The following is a 15,825-nucleotide window of genomic DNA, read 5'->3' on the forward strand; positions in this document are numbered from 1 at the left end:
GGGAACAACCGGGACCGACCGGTGGTTTCAAGAGCTGATGGAAAGTGCTGCGACTTCTGAAACCGCTGCCGCGGAGCAGGTGAAGGGCCAGCCCCGCGGGCAAGCCCCCGTCCCGCTGTCGATCCTCGACCTGTCCCCGGTGGGCACCCGGAACACCGCTGCCGAAGCCCTGCAGACCACCACCGAGCTGGCGCGCAGCGCTGAGGAGTGGGGCTACCACCGGTTCTGGGTGGCCGAGCACCACGGCATGCCCGGCATCGCCAGCTCGGCTCCCGCGGTGGTGATCGCGCACCTGGCCGCGCACACCACGCGGCTGCGCCTGGGCTCCGGTGGCGTGATGCTGCCGAACCACTCGCCGCTGGTGGTCGCCGAGCAGTTCGGCACCCTCCAGGCGTTGCACCCCGGCCGCATCGACCTGGGCATCGGGCGGGCGCCCGGAACCGATCAAGCCACCGCCCGGGCGTTGCGGCGCACCCGCTCGGTTTCCGCCGACGACTTCCCGCAGCAGCTCGGTGAGCTGATCGGTTTCCTCGACGACAGCTTCCCGCTGGACCACCCGTACGCGGCCATCCAATCGGTGCCGCGCGGCCAGCGGCCGCCGATCTGGCTGCTGGGTTCCAGCGGGTTCAGCGCCCAACTGGCCGGGGAGCTCGGTTTCCCGTTCGCCTTCGCGCACCACTTCAGCGCCCAGAACACGCTGCCCGCGCTGGAGCTGTACCGGCAGTCGTTCCGGCCCTCGGAGCTGCTGGACGAGCCCTACGCCCTGATCGGTGTGCAGACGATCGTCGCGGACACCGACGAGGAAGCGCTCGAGCTGGCCCGCCCGATCGCCCTCGGCATGCTGAAGCTGCGTAAGGGGATGCCCGGCAAGCAGCCGACTCCGCAGGAGGCTCGGGAGTATCCCTACACTGAACTCGACCTCAGCTTCATGGAGAGCTGGCTGGCCGACGCCGTCTACGGTTCGCCGGAAACGGTTCGCGAGCAGCTGGACGAACTCCAGGAGCGCACCGGCGTGCAAGAACTGATGCTCACCGCGCAGATCCCGCAGCGGGAGGCGAAACTGCACTCCTTCGAGCTGGTCGCCAAGGCGTACCGGATGGTCTAGCGGTTTTCAAGGTGTGCGAGGCCACTCTTGCTCGAGGTCTGCTGCGGTGGCGGGCCGAGCGTGGCGTACGGTTCGTGAGCACCGGTGTTCGCAGGCACGAGGCGGGATTGAGGGGTTGTCGTGAAGCCTGGTGTTCTCACGTTTTACCGGATCATGGCGTACGTGACGGCCGTGCTGCTGATCCTGCTCTGCCTGGCGATGGTGTTCAAGTACGGCTGGCCCGAGGGCAGTCCGCTCCAGGTCCGCGGCGATTCGCTGGTCTCGATGATCGGCGTGGCCCACGGGTGGCTGTACATGGTTTACCTGTTCGTGGCTTTTGTGCTGACCAAGCAGCTCGCGGTGCCGATCGGCCGGATGCTGTTGGTGCTGCTGGCGGGAACCGTTCCGTTCGGTGCTTTCTTCGCTGAGCGGAAGGTGACCCGGTGGTTCCACCTCCGTCAGCAAGGAAAGCCGATCACCGGCCAGGACACGGCATCGGAGGAATCGCGGGCTTGATGACTGCCAAACCCATGGCTGCGCACGGGGCGGCCGCGCCCTCCAGCAGTCGCAGCGTGCTGGGCGCGTACTTGGCGCTGACCAAACCGCGGATCATCGAGTTGCTGCTGGTCACCACCATTCCGGCGATGTTCCTCGCCGAGCGCGGCATCCCGTCCCCGTGGCTGGCGCTGGTGACCCTGGTCGGCGGCACCATGGCGGCCGCCAGCGCGAACGTGCTCAACTGCGTCGCCGACTCCGACATCGACGCGGTCATGGAGCGCACCAAGAAGCGCCCGCTGGCCCGGTACGAGGTGCCGCGCCGCAACGCCGTGGTCTTCGGCGTGCTGCTGGGGATCGCTTCGTTCGCGGTGCTGTGGGCGGGCGCCAACCTGCTGGCGGCGTCGCTGGCCTTCGCGGCGATCCTGTTCTACGTCTTCGTCTACACCCTGCTCCTCAAGCGCCGCACCGCGCAGAACATCGTGTGGGGCGGTGCCGCCGGGTGCATGCCGGTGCTGGTCGGCTGGGCGGCGGTGACCGGCACGGTCGAGTGGCCGGCCCTGGTGCTGTTCGGGGTGGTCTTCCTGTGGACCCCGCCGCACTTCTGGTCGCTGGCGATGAAGTACCGGGAGGACTACGTCCGGGCCGGGGTGCCGATGCTCCCCGCGGTGGCCACCGAACGGCAGGTTTCGCTGCGCATCCTCCTCTACAGCTGGGCGACCGTGCTGTGCACGTTGCTGCTGCTGCCGGTCACCAGCTGGCTCTACGTGGGGCTGGCCGTGCTGTTCGGAGCGGTCCTGCTGGTGATCGCCCAGCAGCTGCACTCGGCGGTGCGCAACAACCGCCCCTACAGCCCGATGAAGCTGTTCCACTACTCCAACTCCTACTTGGCGCTGGTGTTCGTCGCGGTCGCCGTGGACGCCGCGATCGGACTGCCGGTGCTGGGCTGAGCGAACGCGGGGTGCGGTGTCCCGCACCCCGCTGGAAGACCCCGCGGATCCGCTCAGGCGGTGGTTTCCCGCTGCGCGGGCCGCTCGCTGGTCAGGTCCCGCTTGTAGGTTTCCCCGAGCAGGTAGATCGAGCCGAACGAGATCGCGCACAGCACCACCACGTACCCGGCGATGGCCAGCGAGGACTGGGTGGCGCCGTAGACCGCGGTGCAGATCATCGGGGCGATCCCGCCACCCAGGATCGAAGCGATCTGGTAGCTCAGCGAGGCCCCGCTGTAGCGCAGCCGGGTGCTGAACAGCTCGGCGAAGAACGCGGACTGCGGGCCGTACACCGCGGTGCGGCAGATCTGCACGACGAACCCGGCCATCAGGTACAGCACGATCGAGCCGCTGTCCACCAGCAGGATCCACGGCACCGCGAACAACATCAGGGCCAGCATGCCGCCCAGCGACATCTTCTTGCGCCCGAGCCGGTCGGAGAGCAGGCCGAACGCCATCATCAGCGGGATGTCGGTGGCGGCCAGGAACGAGTTGGCGTTGAGCACGGTGGTGCGCTCGTAGTCCAGGGCCGTGGTGGTGTAGGAGACGATCCAGGTGGTGCTGACGTAGAAGGTCGCGTTGGTGGCCAGGAACGAACCGGCCGCCAGCAGCACGGTCTTGGGGTGCTTGCGCAGCACTTCCAGCACCGGCATCCGCTCAGCGCGCTCCTGCTCCTTCTGCTGCATCGCCTTCTCGAACACCGGGCTTTCGCTGATCTTGAGCCGGATCACGTAGCCGGCCACGATGAGCACCCCGCTGAGCAGGAACGGGATCCGCCACCCCCACGCCATGAAGGCTTCTTCGGAGACGCTGGCGCTGATCCCCGAGAAGGTCAGGTTGCCCAGCAGCAGCCCGGCCGGGACGCCCACCTGGGGCCAGCTGCCGTAGAACCCGCGCCGGTTCTCGGGTGCGTGCTCCACCGCCATCAGGGCCGCACCGCCCCATTCGCCGCCGACCCCGAGTCCCTGGGTGAAGCGCAGCAGGGTGAGCAGCACCGGGGCCCACACGCCGATGGAGGCGTAGGTGGGCAGCAGACCCATCGCCAGGGTCGCCACGCCCATCATCATCAGCGAGACGATCAGCATGGGCTTGCGCCCGACCTTGTCCCCGAAGTGCGCGAACAGCACGCCACCGAGCGGCCTGGCGAGGAAGCCGACGGCGAAGGTGGCGAAGGCGGCGATGGTGCCGACGGTGGGGTCGAAGGCGGGGAAGAACAACTCGTTGAAGACCAGCGCTGCGGCTGTTCCGTAGATGAAGAAGTCGTACCACTCGATGGTGGTGCCGATCAGGCTGGCTAACGCAACTTTGCGGGCGCTGGTTGCGGTGGCGGCCATCGTTACGCCCTCCGGAAGGGTGTGCGACAGGTAACTAACGCTGTAAGTTTTCGCAGACTGTAATCATCAGTGCCGCAGATCACAAGATCTCCGGGGTGGCGGATTTCCAACGCCCGCCGTTCGGTGCAGAAGGGGTGCCGGCCGACCCCGCGCGGGTTCAGAGCTCGAAGAGCTCGAACGGCACGCAGCGCTTGCCGCCGAACCGGTCGGCGAACTGCCTCGTCGCGGTGTCGAGGAAACGCCGCGCGTACTGCTCGGGCGGCTCGTCGCTCAACGCGCTGAGGTACGCGCGGTGCGCGGCCAGCGAACGCACCGCCTGTTCGAAGCTCTCGGAGATGTCCACCGCGTGCGAACTCGAGGGGGAAGCGGCCACCGCGACCCAGCGCACGCCCCGCCACGGGGCAGCTCCTTCGGCGACCAGCTCCGGGAAGATCCACTCGTTCCCGGCGTCCGCCACCGCGTCCAGCACCGCTGTTCCCGTGGCCCGGTGGTCCGGGGTGTTCCACGTGCCGGGTCCCCAGTTGTCCCGGTGGTTGAGGGTCACCACCAGCTCCGGCCGCCTGCGCCGGATCTCCCGGGCGATGTCGCGGCGCAAGCGGGGAGTCGGCTCGATCACCCCGTCCCGGTGGTCGAGGAACTCCACGGAGCTGACCCCGACCAGTTCCGCCGCGCGGCGCTGCTCCGCTTCGCGGACCTCGACCGCTTCTCGCGGCGCCATCCCGGCGATCCCGGCCTCGCCGCGGGTCACCAGCAGATAGCTGACCTCCTTGCCGCTGGTGGTCCAGGAGGCCACCGCACCGGACGCCCCGTACTCCAAGTCATCCGGATGAGCGACCACGGCCAGCGCTCGTTGCCAGTCCGCGGGAAGCGGGGCGAGTTCAGGGGGCATGGCGAACTCCTGTCCGGCGGCGGTGAGCGGTGACCGCCATTGTGTCGCCGGGCCGCGGAAAACGCGCACGGATGCGCAGTCGTGCATAGCCCTTTCGTGTCATGCCGCACCGAAAAGCGGTGGATGTGCAGCGGTAGGCTAGTGATCAACTGGGGTCAAGCAGCAACAGCGGCGTGTCATGAGAGTCTGAACGGAGTGGCGCATGGGTGCCCAGGAATTCCAGTCGCTGTTCTACGCCGGCGGCATCCCGGAAGAGGGCGACCCCGACGGAGACGGGCTCCAGTTCCAAGCGGTTTCACCTGGGACGACCGGACAGGCGATGGCAGCGGTCGGCCAGCTGCGCTTCGCCGCCACCCCGACCGGTGACGGTCAGCCGATGCTGGCGCACTGGTACGACGGGGTGTACGTGACCGCTCAGTGCGCTGCTTCGGAACAACCCCGGTTCGTCCACGCCATCGCCGCCGCTGATGCCCAGCTCTACGGGGAAGTGCGGCCGGCGCAGCTGTGGCGGGCCCAGTGGTGGGCGGATTCCCCGGACGAGGTGTGCGCTGCTGTTGCCGCACGACCGGAATCAGGTCCGCTGCACCCGGAGCTGTTGCGGGACTGGGTGCTCGAGAACCCCCGCGGCCAGGAGTGGTTGACCGCGATCCTCTCCGCGGTGCAGCGCGCGCAGGCGCCGGACGCCCCGCGGGGGGTTTTCGTCAGCGCCGCGGTCGAGCCGGTGATCCGCTGGATCGCCGCAGCAACTCTGCTCCTTCCGCAACAGACCGCGCTGCGCACCAGTTTCCAAGTGCTCTCGGACGATCCGCTGCGAAGTCCACACCGGCTGGTGGCGGTGCACCCGGACGCGGCCGGTGAATTGACCGGTGTGGAAGACATCGCCGGGGTGTGCGTTTTCGACTTGGAATCGGGGGAATTCCAGACCACCGTCCTGACCGAGGCGGCTCGGCACTGGGTTCCCCGTTTCCTCAATGGTGATCCACAACGGATCGTCCAGGCGGTCGAACTGGCCCACCGGTTCGCCCGGGAACGCGGGGCCGTCGCGGCCACCGCGGCGGACCGGCTGGCCAGCTGCACGGGGGTGCTGGGGGAATCCCCCGCGGATCCGGAAGACGTGCGGACGCTGGCCGGCTGGGTGACCGAGCAGATCAAGCACTCCGGCGCCCGGACGGTGCAGCCGGTGTTGGACGCCGTGGTGGGCGGCTCGCCCGGACTGTCGATCTTGGCCGAACTCGCTGCCGGGCTCACCGGGGACCAGGCAGCGCAAGCGCGAATCGCGTTGCTGCGCAACGAGCTCGACGCGGGAGCGCCCACCGGGCAGGTGACCAAGAGCTGGGACTGGACGGCGGAAGAGCTCTACGAGGCCACCGCGGTGGTGGAGCAGGCCTGCCGGGCCGCGGCCGGAAGCCAGTTGGACGGAGTTCTGCGGATCGCCTCCCAGTACGGTGTGACGCCTCGTTTCGAGGAGTTCCGGGAATCCGCGGAGCGTTTCGTGTCCTGGTGGGCGGACAACCCGGATGCCCGAGTGCACCCGGAGGAATGGGTCTGCCGGGACGAGTTGCTGCGACTGCTGCGGGAGGAGCTGAACCGCCGCTTGGCCGCTGGAGCCACCGCGACGGAGGATCTCGAGCAGCACTGGTGGCCGCTGCTCGTTCCCGCGCTCAGCGATCCTTCTTCCGAATTGGACGCCACCGTCGCCGGGGCTGCGATGGCCGCGGGCGGTCAGGCACGCCGGGATGCCGTGGCCGTTCTCTGCCGGCGACTGCGAGCTTCCGGCACCAGGGAACGCGCGGAGCGGATCTGGCAAGTCCTCTTCTCCTCTGTGGACCCGACCGTGGAGGAGTTGAGCGAGTTCTTCGGTTCGCTGCCGACGACGTGGATCAGCGAATCACTGGCCCACCGGGCGTTCCAGGTGCTGAGCAAGTCCACAGTGTCCGCTCGCTACTTGGACGTGCTGCGCCTGCTCGGCCACCACTTGGATGCCGGTCACGGGTGGTTGCGGCAGCTGTGGGAGGAGGACAGCCGGATGCGTTCGTGGCTGACCAGCCTCCGCCGGGCGAAGACGTTCCCGGAGAACCTCCAGCTGCAGGGCATTTCCGAGCACGTGCTGCAAGCCCGGGCCGAAGAAGCGGTGCAGCAGCTGCTGGGGGTTTCGCTGTCGGCCGCGGCGGTCGTCTCCTCCGGGGCGCAGCTGCAGAGGATGCTGGTGCGCGAACTGCCCAAGACGTGGCTGGACGGCAGCGCTGAGGAGCAGCGCCAGCACCGCGCGGTGGCGCTGGCCTTCCTCATCGCCTGGTCGGACGATTCGGCGACGGAGGTGAAGGCGGGGTTCGACCAGGCCTTGGAGGCCTGGGCCCGGTCGCACACCCAGGCCGACTACCGGGAAGTGAGCCGGCTGCTGCGCGAGGCCGGGGCGGACGTCTCCGCCTGGCACGAGTGGCTGCGGGAGCTCTACCGCGGCCAGACCCGCCCGAAGCGCAGCCGGATCGCCGAGTGGCTGGCGCACTGGATGCGCCGCTCCCAGCAACCCCGTTAGGGAAAGATCGGCAATTCTGCCCCAAAAGAGTTACACCGAGAGTGTATAGATCGTCACGTTGCCATAACGATCGGTCCGTTCGAGGCCATACTGCGCAGTGGATCACCCCGTTGCGGTCAAGGGCAGCGGTGGGAACGGGTTTCGGTCGGACCGGGCCGGGAGGTAGTGATGGTCGCTGCGCTCAAAGCTCATGCGGCATGGCTGGTGAACGCGATGTTCACGGGGAATCCGCTGTGCCGGCCCATCGACCGGGTCGCTGCCGGGTTGTCGATCCTGCTGCTGACCGCGGCCCTCATCGCGGTCCCGGCCACCGGTCTGTTCGGCAAGTCGCTGCACGCCGACCTCACGCTGCGCGCGCAGCGCATCGCCGCCGAGTCCCGGCAGGTCACCGCTGTGCTGCTGACCGACCCGGAACCGGTCGTCACCGCTTCGGGAGGCTACGGGCACACCGGCAGGAACTCGATCGCCACGGTGCAGTGGCGCTCCGACAACGGCCTGCACACCAAGCAGATCATGGTCCGCAGCGATGCCCGGCGAGGGGACGAGGTGACGCTGTGGGTGGACAAGGCCGGGAACAAGATCACTCCACCGGCGGGGCCGGGGTCGATCTTGGTGTCGGTGGTCGTGGCCACCGGTGCGCTGCTCGTGCTCATCGAGACGGCGTGCTTCGCGGCGATCGCCGCGGTGCAGGGCCTGGCCCGCCGCTACGCCATGCGGGGCTGGGAGCGGGAGTGGGTGCTGATGCGTCGTGGCGGGAGCTCCTCGCAGCGGTAGGGGAGCGCCGCGGCCTGGTGCTAGTCGCGGATGAGCCTTCTCGTGTAGCCGGCCTCGACCAGCCGCCGGTAGGCGGCGACGACCTGCTCGGGCATGGATTGGCGGACGGTGAAGCCGCGTTCCGCGTAGCGGATCACCCGCTGGGTCTCCCCGACGAGCATGCTGATGACCCGGTCGACATCGCCGATGCGCCGCAGGTACTCGTCGAGCCGCACTTGCTGGGAGGAGCAGGTGATGCGGACTTCCGGCCAGTGCTTCTTGGCGGTCGCGTAGGCCCGGCGCTGGTGGTAGGGGCGGCAGATCAGCATGATCGAGGTGATCCCGGGCAGCCGCCGGCACAGCAGTTCCTTGCTGAATTCGATGTTCTCCCCGGTGTTGGTGGCGCGTGGTTCGACCAGGATCGCGCTGTCCGGCACACCGAGCCGCAGGGCGTGCTCCCGGTAGTGCACTGCTTCCCCGCGGGGAAAGCGGTCCACTGTGGTGGGCGCGTTGGCCCCGGTGAACACCACGACGGGGAAGTACCCCCGGTGGAAGAGCTCCGCGGCGTGCTCGGCGACGCCGATGTCGTGGCTGCCGAGCCCGATCCCGGCGTCGCAGCGGACCGGCTCGTGGTGCAGGTTGTGGTAGTCCCACAGCGCTTCGACGTCTCGCCGGTGCTGCTCCGGAATGGTCTGCATGGGTCCACCTCGGGGAAGAGGAGTGCGGCTGGCTGCTGGCGCCAGCGACGAAGGTACCGGGATCCGCGCGTTGTCTCAGCGCGCTGGGCGAACCGGCCGCGAAGATCGTCGGCCGCGTGCGCGGCGCGGCCCCGGTGGTGCCGCCGAAGGTGGGAGTGCCGGTGAGGCGCGACGAGTGGTGAGGTAAAGTGAAGTTGATCTTGAAATCGCGCCCCGCCAGCAGGGGTGACGGGTTGGCGCCCCCAGCAGGATTCGAACCTGCGACCTAAGGATTAGAAGTCCTCCGCTCTATCCAGCTGAGCTATGGGGGCTGGTCGCTCTCCACGCTGTCTGCAGCAAGCAAGGGTAGCGGTCGACGTCCGGATCGGAAGCACCGGCGCCGTACCGTTGCCGAGCCGGTACCGAATGGCAAGCTGATTGACAGTTTTCATCCCGGCGGCAGCTTGTGCAAAGCAGCTTTCGTCAAATGGAACAGCATATCCGAGACGTCGGCAGCCGAAGCGTTCCGCACCGACAGCATGGTCAGCAGTGAGCGGTCCCGGCGGATCGCAGTGGTGGCGGTGCAAGTCTGATAGGTCTCGACCACTTCGCAGTACAGCCACACCGAGTGCCCCTCCACTTCGGTCCGGACTCCTCGCGGCTGCCGCTGCGGCGCCGACTCGTACGCTTCGTGGAAACCGACCGCGGCGGTGTTCCCGAGCTCCCCGGCGAGCGGGAAGGAGCACACGCCCGGCAGCGGGTTGTCCGGATGGGACACCCCGGTGCCGCCACCCGCCACCGCCAACTCCTGCTGGGTCAGCAACTGGCACGGGTCGAAACCGTCGGTGGCGCGCGGAACCGGTACCGCGGCCTCGGAGGACGACCACTGCTCCGGTGGATCGTGGAACCCGGCAGCCGGAACCGGTTCTCCCGGGATGGCGGTCGTGCAACCGGTGAGCGCCCACAGCAGTCCGGCGGTGAGTGCTGAAGCGCAACAGCGGGCGAAGGTCACGATCAAACAGTAGCCGGGAGCACTGCGTCCTCGTTCACTTCGCGCCCCGCCCTCCGGAGGTCTTCGAAGTCCTGGGGCTACGCTCGGATTGTGTCTGCTGAGACCGTCCGGGATACAGCGCCGGGGCAGCGCCCAGCCGCCGGAACCGTGAACACCTTGATCGTCACAGCGATGCTCCTGGCCGGGGCGCTCGCTGCCGCGCTGACGGCTCTTTTCGCCGGCGATTCCTACGCCCTGTACGGGCTGCCCGATCCCGGTCCGGTCACCCACTACGGCCTGCCGATCGTGCGCGTCGTCGCGGAGACCGGTGCGGTCATCAGCATCGGCTCCCTGCTGCTCGCCTCCTTCGGCATCCCAGCCGAACGCTCCGGGGCGTTGACCGCGCACGGCTACGCCGCGGTGCGCACAGCGGGCTGGGGCGCCGCGGTCTGGTTCCTCGGCGCGGCCCTGATGGTGCCGTTCATCGCCGCCGACGCCACCGGGCGTCCGGTCAGCCAGGTGCTGCAGCCGGAAGTGCTGCCTTCCCTGGTGGACGCGCTCGCCGAAGCGAAGTCCTGGTTGATCACCGCGATCCTGGTGTTCGTGCTGGCCATCGGGTGCCGGGCGGTGCTCTCGTGGGGCTGGGCGGTCACCATGTTCGCGCTCTCCCTGCTGGGGTTGTTCCCGGTGATCGCCACCGGGCACTCCGCCGCGGGTGGTGCGCACGACATCGCCACCAACAGCCTGCTGTTCCACCTCTACGGCGCGACGCTGTGGGTCGGCGGCTTGATCGCGCTGCTCGCCCACGGCGCCCGGAAGGGCCCGCACCTGGCGTTGGTGACCCGCCGGTTCTCGGTGGTGGCGCTGGGTGCGTGGATCGCGATGGCGCTTTCCGGGGGGATCAACGCCCTGGTGCGGGTGACCCCCGCCGAACTGTTCACCACCCCCTACGGCTGGCTGCTGATCCTGAAGGTCGTCGCGCTGGTGGCGCTCGGGGTCTTCGGCTACTTCCAGCGGCGCAACATCGCGCAGCGGATCGAGAGCGGCGCCGGCCGAGCGGTGCTGCTGCGGCTGGGCGCGGTGGAGATGCTGCTGATGTTCGCCACCATCGGCATCGCGGTGGCGCTGGGGAGGACTCCGCCGCCCGCGGAACTCGGGCCGGTGCCCAGCACCACCGAGCTGGTCCTGGGCTATCCGCTGGAGAGCGCGCCCACTTGGTTCGACCTGTTCTTCGAGGCCCGGTTCGACCTGGTCTACGGCACGCTGTCCATCGGTCTGGCGGTGCTGTACCTGCTCGGGGTTCGCCGGTTGCGCAAGCGCGGCGACGCCTGGCCGGTGGGGCGCACCGTCGCCTGGCTCTGCGGCTGCGCCACCATCCTGGTCGCCACCTCCACCGGGGTGGGCAAGTACGCGATGGCGATGTTCAGCGTGCACATGGGCCAGCACATGCTGCTGTCCATGCTGGCGCCGGTGTTCCTGGTGCTGGGCGGCCCCACCTCGCTGGCGCTGCGGGCGTTGAAGCCGGCGGGCAAGGGGAATCCGCCGGGACCGCGGGAGTGGCTGCTCGCCCTGGTGCACTCACCGGTGTCCCGGTTCCTGACTCACCCGCTCGTGGCGCTGGTGATCTTCGTCTCCTCCTTCTACCTGCTGTACTTCACGCCGCTGATCGACCTGGCGCTGTGGGAGCACTGGGCGCACCTGGCGATGAACGCGCACTTCCTGCTCTCCGGCTACATCTACTACTGGCCGGTGATCGGGGTGGACCCCGCGCCGAAACCGCTGCCGCACCTGGGGCGGGTGGCGCTGCTGTTCGTCGCGATGCCGTTCCACGCGTTCTTCGGCATCACGCTGATGATGATGCAGACCGTCATCGGCGAGCCCTTCTACCGCACCATGGGCTTGGGCGTCGACCTGCTCGAGGACCAGAACCTCGGTGGCGGCATCGCGTGGGCGTCCGGGGAAGTGCCGCTGGTGCTGGTGCTGCTGGCCCTGCTGATCCAGTGGGCCCGGGCCGACCGGCGGGAGGCCCGCCGGCAGGACCGCAAGGCCGACGCGGACGGCGAAGCGGAACTGGCGGCCTACAACGCCATGCTCAAGAAGCTCGCCGAGCGGGATGGCGGGGCGCGCTGACCAGCGCGGACCCTTCCCCGCCAGGGGGTTGCCGTTACTTTGCTCATAGTGCGCCGCCCCGCTCGTCGACCGCGTGCGCTGAGGAGTGCGGGACGCAACTACGATTCATGGCATGGCCGAGTTCATTTACACCATGAAGAACGTGCGCAAGACGCACGGGGACAAGGTCATCCTCGACAACGCGACCATCCAGTTCTATCCCGGCGCCAAGATCGGTGTCGTCGGTCCCAACGGGGCTGGCAAGTCGACCGTGCTGCGCATCATGGCAGGACTCGACCAACCGAACAACGGCGAAGCCTTCCTCACCCCGGGTTACACCGTCGGCATCATGGAGCAGGAGCCTCCGCTCAACGAGGAGAAGACGGTCCTGGGCAACGTCGAGGAGGCCGTCGGCGAGATCAAGCAGAAGCTGAACCGCTTCAACGAGATCGCCGAGAAGCTCGCCACCGACTACTCCGACGAGCTCATGGAGGAGATGGGCCGGCTCCAGGAGGAGCTGGACCACGCGGAGGCCTGGGAGCTCGATTCCCAGCTCGAACAGGCGATGGACGCCCTGCGCTGCCCGCCGCCGGACGCCATGGTCAAGAACCTCTCCGGAGGTGAGCGCCGCCGGGTGGCGCTGTGCAAGTTGCTGCTGAGCAAGCCCGACCTGCTGCTGCTGGACGAGCCCACCAACCACCTGGACGCCGAGAGCGTGCTGTGGCTCGAGCAGCACCTGGCGAACTACCCGGGCGCCGTCCTGGCCGTCACCCACGACCGGTACTTCTTGGACAACGTGGCCGGCTGGATCCTGGAGCTGGACCGCGGCCGCACCTACCCGTACGAGGGCAACTACTCGACCTACCTGCAGAAGAAGGCCGAGCGCCTGGAGGTGCAGGGCAAGCGGGACGCGAAGCTGCAGAAGCGCCTCAAAGACGAGCTGGAGTGGGTGCGCTCCAACGCCAAGGCCCGGCAGAGCAAGTCCCGCTCCCGCCTGCAGCGCTACGAGGAGATGGCTGCTGAGGCGGAGAAGACCCGCAAGCTCGACTTCGAGGAGATCCAGATCCCGCCGGGGCCGCGGCTGGGCAACCAGGTCGTCGAGGTCCGCAACCTCAAGAAGGGTTTCGGCGACCGCCTGCTGATCGACGACCTGTCCTTCACCCTGCCGCGCAACGGCATCGTCGGTGTCATCGGCCCCAACGGCGTCGGCAAGACCACCCTGTTCAAGACCATCGTCGGCTTGGAGAAGCCCGACGCCGGGGAGGTCATCGTCGGCGACACCGTGCGGCTTTCGTACGTGGACCAGAACCGGGAGAACATCGACCCGAACAAGACGGTTTGGGAAGTCGTGTCCGACGGTTTGGACTACATCCAGGTCGGACAGGTGGAGATGCCTTCCCGCGCCTACGTCAGCGCCTTCGGGTTCAAGGGTCCTGACCAGCAGAAGCCGGCCGGTGTGCTCTCCGGTGGTGAGCGCAACCGGCTGAATCTGGCGCTGACCCTGAAGAAGGGCGGTAACCTGATCCTGCTGGACGAGCCGACCAACGACCTCGACGTGGAGACGCTGAGCTCGCTGGAGAACGCGCTGGAGCAGTTCCCCGGCTGCGCTGTGGTGATCTCCCACGACCGGTGGTTCCTGGACCGGGTGGCCACGCACATCCTCGCTTGGGAGGGTGACGAGGAGAACCCGGCCAAGTGGTTCTGGTTCGAAGGCAACTTCGAGGGCTACGAGAAGAACAAGATCGAGCGGTTGGGAGCGGAAGCAGCCCGTCCGCACCGGGTCGTGCACCGGAAGCTGACCCGGGGCTGAACGGAGGCGCCTTGGCGAGCGAGCCCGGTTTACAGCGCACTGGCTCAGCAGCAGAGCTGCTCGAGCCCGCCTGGCAGATGCGGTGGCGGGTTCCCGAGCTGGCACTGGTACTCAGTGATCGCGCGGCTGCGCTCGCCAAGCGGTCTGGGGACCTTCCGACCTGGCTGCGAGCGGAAGGTCTCGCTCTCTTCGCCGCCAATCGGCTGGGGCGCGGTGTGGTGACCGCCCGGCGGGCGTTGACCGCGGTGCGGGAAGCCGAGTCCGCCGGCGAGCGCGAGATCGCTGCCCAGCTGCGCGTCGAGTTGGCCTGGTGCGCTGGCAGCGCGTGCAGTCACGAGGTCGCGCTGCGGGTGATCGATCCGGTGCTGCGCAGCCAGCAGGTGGATCCGGAGCTGCGGGCGCACGGGTTGCTGGTGGTCGGCTCGTGCCTCCCGTCGCACCACCAGGACGAGGAGCGGTTCGCGGCGCTGGACGAGGCGGAGCGCCTCTACGCGCAGCTCCCCGCGGTGAACCGGGACCTCGTGCAGGTGCTGCAGGCCCGGGTGCACGTGGTGCGCGCTGGACTGCACCGCCGGAGGGGTGATTTCGCCCGGGCGGTGGAAGTGGTTGACTCGGGCACCCGGCTGCTCAGGCGGCTGGGGGACCCGGCCGCGGAAGGCGGGCAGGTGCACGCCCAGCTGACCTACGAACGGGTCCAAGGCCTGCTGGAGCTGGGCAAGCGCTCGGAAGCGGTGGCGAACGCCCGCTCGGTGCTGGCGCAACCGTTGCGGGCGGCTTCGGCGGTGCCCACCGGTTGGTTGGGGTTGGTGCTCGCCGCCCGCGTCTACCTGCCGGAGGGCAACACTCCCGAAGCGGTCCGACTGCTCAACGACGCCGCGGCCACCGCGGAGCGGTACCAGCTGGACGAGTTGTTGACCGAAGCGCTCGGCACGCTTTCCCGACTGCACGAGCGGGAAGGGGACTACCCGGCAGCGCTCGCAGCGCTGCGCAAGGCCTACTCCGCGGATCGCCGCTGGCGTGGTGCGGTGCACGCGGCACGGCTCCGGCTGCTCGAAGCGTTCCCGGGTGGGGCGGACCGAGCCGGTGACGCCCAGCAGCCGGTGTTCTCCGCCGCGGGCGGTTCTCCGGCTGCTGCCGGGGTGGCGCGGGAACCGGCGGAGGTGCCCGCGCCGCGGCAGGAGCTCGGCAGCGACACCACGGCGAGCGCCCCGAGGTTCCCGGGCAGCGATCCGGATCGAGCCGTCGAGCAGCCCAGCGGCGAGGAACCGGCCACCGGTTCGTGGCCGGCGGTTTCTCCGGCGGAGTCGACCGATGGTGCTGCGGCGTCCTCGGATGCCGCAGCGGAGCGCACCACCGAGGTCGAGGTCGGGGGATTCCCGACCGAGGACAGCGACGCCCGGCCGGATTCGGGTGCCGACGTGACCACGATCTTGCCGGTCATCGCGGTGCCCGCGGAACCTGCCGAAGAGCCCGCGGAACAGCAGGCCGCGGCGGTTCCCCAGCAGCAGGAGGAGCAGGCGAGCGCCGAGCCCGCCGAGGCCGAGGGCGCGTCGGAGTCGAGCGGGCGCCGGTCGAAGGGCAGGTCGCTGGCGGAGATCCAGGCGAGCCTGCAGCTCGCGGAGCTGCCCAAGCGGGAGGGCCGGCGGCGCCGCCGCGCCGTGGAGGACACCGGGGTGACGCCGGCGGTGGAGATGCTGGCCAGGCACCGACCGGGATGGGCGCCGTCGGTGGCCGCGGACGACGCTCCCGCTGCTGACCAGGAGGACGCCCAGGGCGCGGACGCGGAAGCGGACACCGAGCCGGCTGTTCGGCCTGTCGAAGCCGAGGCTGGTGGTGACTCGGCCGAGGAGTTGAGCAAGGACGCCGGTCTGGCCGAGCTGCTGGCCGAAGCGATGGTGGCCTACGAGAACGGGCGCCGGCAGCAGAAGCAGGGTGGGGCGGAGAGCTCGGCAGGAGGCCGGCACAGCCAGCCCGGCGCCACGTCCACGAAATCGTCCACTTCGGAAGAAGAGCTGCCTGCTCGGCACCGCCGAGCTGCGATGGAGTGACACCGCACGGCGAGTGTTCGCCGCTAACACCGCGGTCACCGATCGTTGTCCTGGCGTTCACGCGGTTCTCGGCGATGCAGCCCAGCTACGCTGGATTTGCTGGCAGTCTT

At 68.9% G+C, this 15,825-nt stretch carries 12 protein-coding genes and 1 tRNA gene; 8 read left to right on the forward strand and 5 right to left on the reverse strand.

Going from position 1 to position 15,825, the window contains the following annotated elements; translation table 11 throughout:
* Nucleotides 1-37: 37 nt before the first annotated feature.
* The 3 genes from SREC43747_RS0104335 (at nucleotide 38) to SREC43747_RS0104345 (ending at nucleotide 2,529) form a co-directional block, all read left to right on the forward strand.
* Complete coding sequence (locus SREC43747_RS0104335; protein WP_029719923.1) at nucleotides 38-1,105, forward strand: LLM class flavin-dependent oxidoreductase; 1,068 nt, start codon at nucleotides 38-40, stop codon at nucleotides 1,103-1,105.
* 120 nt (nucleotides 1,106-1,225) lie between these two features.
* The gene (locus tag SREC43747_RS0104340; RefSeq protein ID WP_029719924.1) at nucleotides 1,226-1,600 is read left to right on the forward strand and encodes a DUF3817 domain-containing protein; all 375 of its coding nucleotides are present in this window, start codon (nucleotides 1,226-1,228) and stop codon (nucleotides 1,598-1,600) included.
* A complete protein-coding gene (locus SREC43747_RS0104345; protein WP_029719925.1) occupies nucleotides 1,600-2,529 on the forward strand; it encodes a heme o synthase in 930 nt (309 codons plus the stop codon). The genes SREC43747_RS0104340 and SREC43747_RS0104345 overlap by 1 nt, the downstream gene beginning before the upstream one ends.
* 53 nt (nucleotides 2,530-2,582) lie before the next feature.
* On the opposite strand, the gene SREC43747_RS0104350 is transcribed toward SREC43747_RS0104345, so the two are convergent.
* Together SREC43747_RS0104350 and SREC43747_RS0104355 are read right to left on the reverse strand one after the other, a co-directional pair.
* Entirely contained in the window at nucleotides 2,583-3,902 is a 1,320-nt protein-coding gene (locus SREC43747_RS0104350) for an MFS transporter (RefSeq protein WP_029719926.1), read from the reverse strand.
* A gap of 157 nt (nucleotides 3,903-4,059) precedes the next feature.
* A complete protein-coding gene (locus tag SREC43747_RS0104355; RefSeq protein ID WP_029719927.1) occupies nucleotides 4,060-4,791 on the reverse strand; it encodes a PIG-L deacetylase family protein in 732 nt (243 codons plus the stop codon).
* A 202-nt stretch (nucleotides 4,792-4,993) separates the two neighbouring features.
* On the opposite strand from SREC43747_RS0104355, the gene SREC43747_RS0104360 reads away from it, so the two are divergent.
* Together SREC43747_RS0104360 and SREC43747_RS0104365 are read left to right on the forward strand one after the other, a co-directional pair.
* Nucleotides 4,994-7,327 carry a GTPase-associated protein 1-related protein gene (locus SREC43747_RS0104360; RefSeq protein ID WP_051387685.1) on the forward strand — a complete coding sequence of 778 codons (2,334 nt, stop codon included), beginning with the start codon at nucleotides 4,994-4,996 and terminating at the stop codon, nucleotides 7,325-7,327.
* A 168-nt stretch (nucleotides 7,328-7,495) separates the two neighbouring features.
* Nucleotides 7,496-8,101, forward strand: coding sequence for an Rv1733c family protein (locus SREC43747_RS0104365; RefSeq protein ID WP_029719929.1), 606 nt, complete (start codon nucleotides 7,496-7,498; stop codon nucleotides 8,099-8,101).
* Nucleotides 8,102-8,121: 20 nt separating this feature from the next.
* Here the strand turns inward: SREC43747_RS0104365 and SREC43747_RS0104370 are convergent, their stop codons facing one another.
* From SREC43747_RS0104370 to SREC43747_RS0104380, 3 genes are all read right to left on the reverse strand, one after another.
* Nucleotides 8,122-8,778: a YdcF family protein gene (locus SREC43747_RS0104370; protein ID WP_029719930.1), complete on the reverse strand. Its 657-nt coding sequence runs from the start codon at nucleotides 8,776-8,778 to the stop codon at nucleotides 8,122-8,124.
* Nucleotides 8,779-9,012: 234 nt separating this feature from the next.
* A tRNA-Arg gene (locus SREC43747_RS0104375) sits at nucleotides 9,013-9,089 on the reverse strand.
* A gap of 116 nt (nucleotides 9,090-9,205) precedes the next feature.
* The gene (locus tag SREC43747_RS0104380) at nucleotides 9,206-9,769 is read right to left on the reverse strand and encodes a DUF3558 family protein (RefSeq protein WP_236623023.1); all 564 of its coding nucleotides are present in this window, start codon (nucleotides 9,767-9,769) and stop codon (nucleotides 9,206-9,208) included.
* A gap of 90 nt (nucleotides 9,770-9,859) precedes the next feature.
* On the opposite strand from SREC43747_RS0104380, the gene SREC43747_RS0104385 reads away from it, so the two are divergent.
* The 3 genes from SREC43747_RS0104385 (at nucleotide 9,860) to SREC43747_RS19595 (ending at nucleotide 15,715) form a co-directional block, all read left to right on the forward strand.
* Nucleotides 9,860-11,878 carry a bifunctional copper resistance protein CopD/cytochrome c oxidase assembly protein gene (locus SREC43747_RS0104385; protein WP_029719932.1) on the forward strand — a complete coding sequence of 673 codons (2,019 nt, stop codon included), beginning with the start codon at nucleotides 9,860-9,862 and terminating at the stop codon, nucleotides 11,876-11,878.
* A gap of 112 nt (nucleotides 11,879-11,990) precedes the next feature.
* Nucleotides 11,991-13,667, forward strand: coding sequence for an energy-dependent translational throttle protein EttA (ettA, locus tag SREC43747_RS0104390; RefSeq protein WP_029719933.1), 1,677 nt, complete (start codon nucleotides 11,991-11,993; stop codon nucleotides 13,665-13,667).
* Between the two features lie 218 nt (nucleotides 13,668-13,885).
* On the forward strand, nucleotides 13,886-15,715 hold the full coding sequence (locus tag SREC43747_RS19595; protein WP_152553660.1) for a tetratricopeptide repeat protein: 1,830 nt from the start codon (nucleotides 13,886-13,888) through the stop codon (nucleotides 15,713-15,715).
* The last annotated feature ends 110 nt before the right edge of the window (nucleotides 15,716-15,825 follow it).

Origin of the sequence: Saccharopolyspora rectivirgula DSM 43747, from assembly GCF_000497205.1 — a bacterium.
Classification (GTDB): domain Bacteria; phylum Actinomycetota; class Actinomycetes; order Mycobacteriales; family Pseudonocardiaceae; genus Saccharopolyspora; species Saccharopolyspora rectivirgula.

Excerpts from the sequence above, each read along its gene's own strand:
- SREC43747_RS0104335 (WP_029719923.1), top strand. The coding sequence starts at position 38 with ATGGAAAGTGCTGCGACTTCTGAAACCGCTGCCGCGGAGCAGGTGAAG.
- SREC43747_RS0104345 (WP_029719925.1), top strand. The coding sequence starts at position 1,600 with ATGACTGCCAAACCCATGGCTGCGCACGGGGCGGCCGCGCCCTCCAGC.
- SREC43747_RS0104350 (WP_029719926.1), bottom strand. The coding sequence starts at position 3,902 with ATGGCCGCCACCGCAACCAGCGCCCGCAAAGTTGCGTTAGCCAGCCTG.
- SREC43747_RS0104355 (WP_029719927.1), bottom strand. The coding sequence starts at position 4,791 with ATGCCCCCTGAACTCGCCCCGCTTCCCGCGGACTGGCAACGAGCGCTG.
- SREC43747_RS0104360 (WP_051387685.1), top strand. The coding sequence starts at position 4,994 with ATGGGTGCCCAGGAATTCCAGTCGCTGTTCTACGCCGGCGGCATCCCG.
- SREC43747_RS0104365 (WP_029719929.1), top strand. The coding sequence starts at position 7,496 with ATGGTCGCTGCGCTCAAAGCTCATGCGGCATGGCTGGTGAACGCGATG.
- SREC43747_RS0104370 (WP_029719930.1), bottom strand. The coding sequence starts at position 8,778 with ATGCAGACCATTCCGGAGCAGCACCGGCGAGACGTCGAAGCGCTGTGG.
- ettA (WP_029719933.1), top strand. The coding sequence starts at position 11,991 with ATGGCCGAGTTCATTTACACCATGAAGAACGTGCGCAAGACGCACGGG.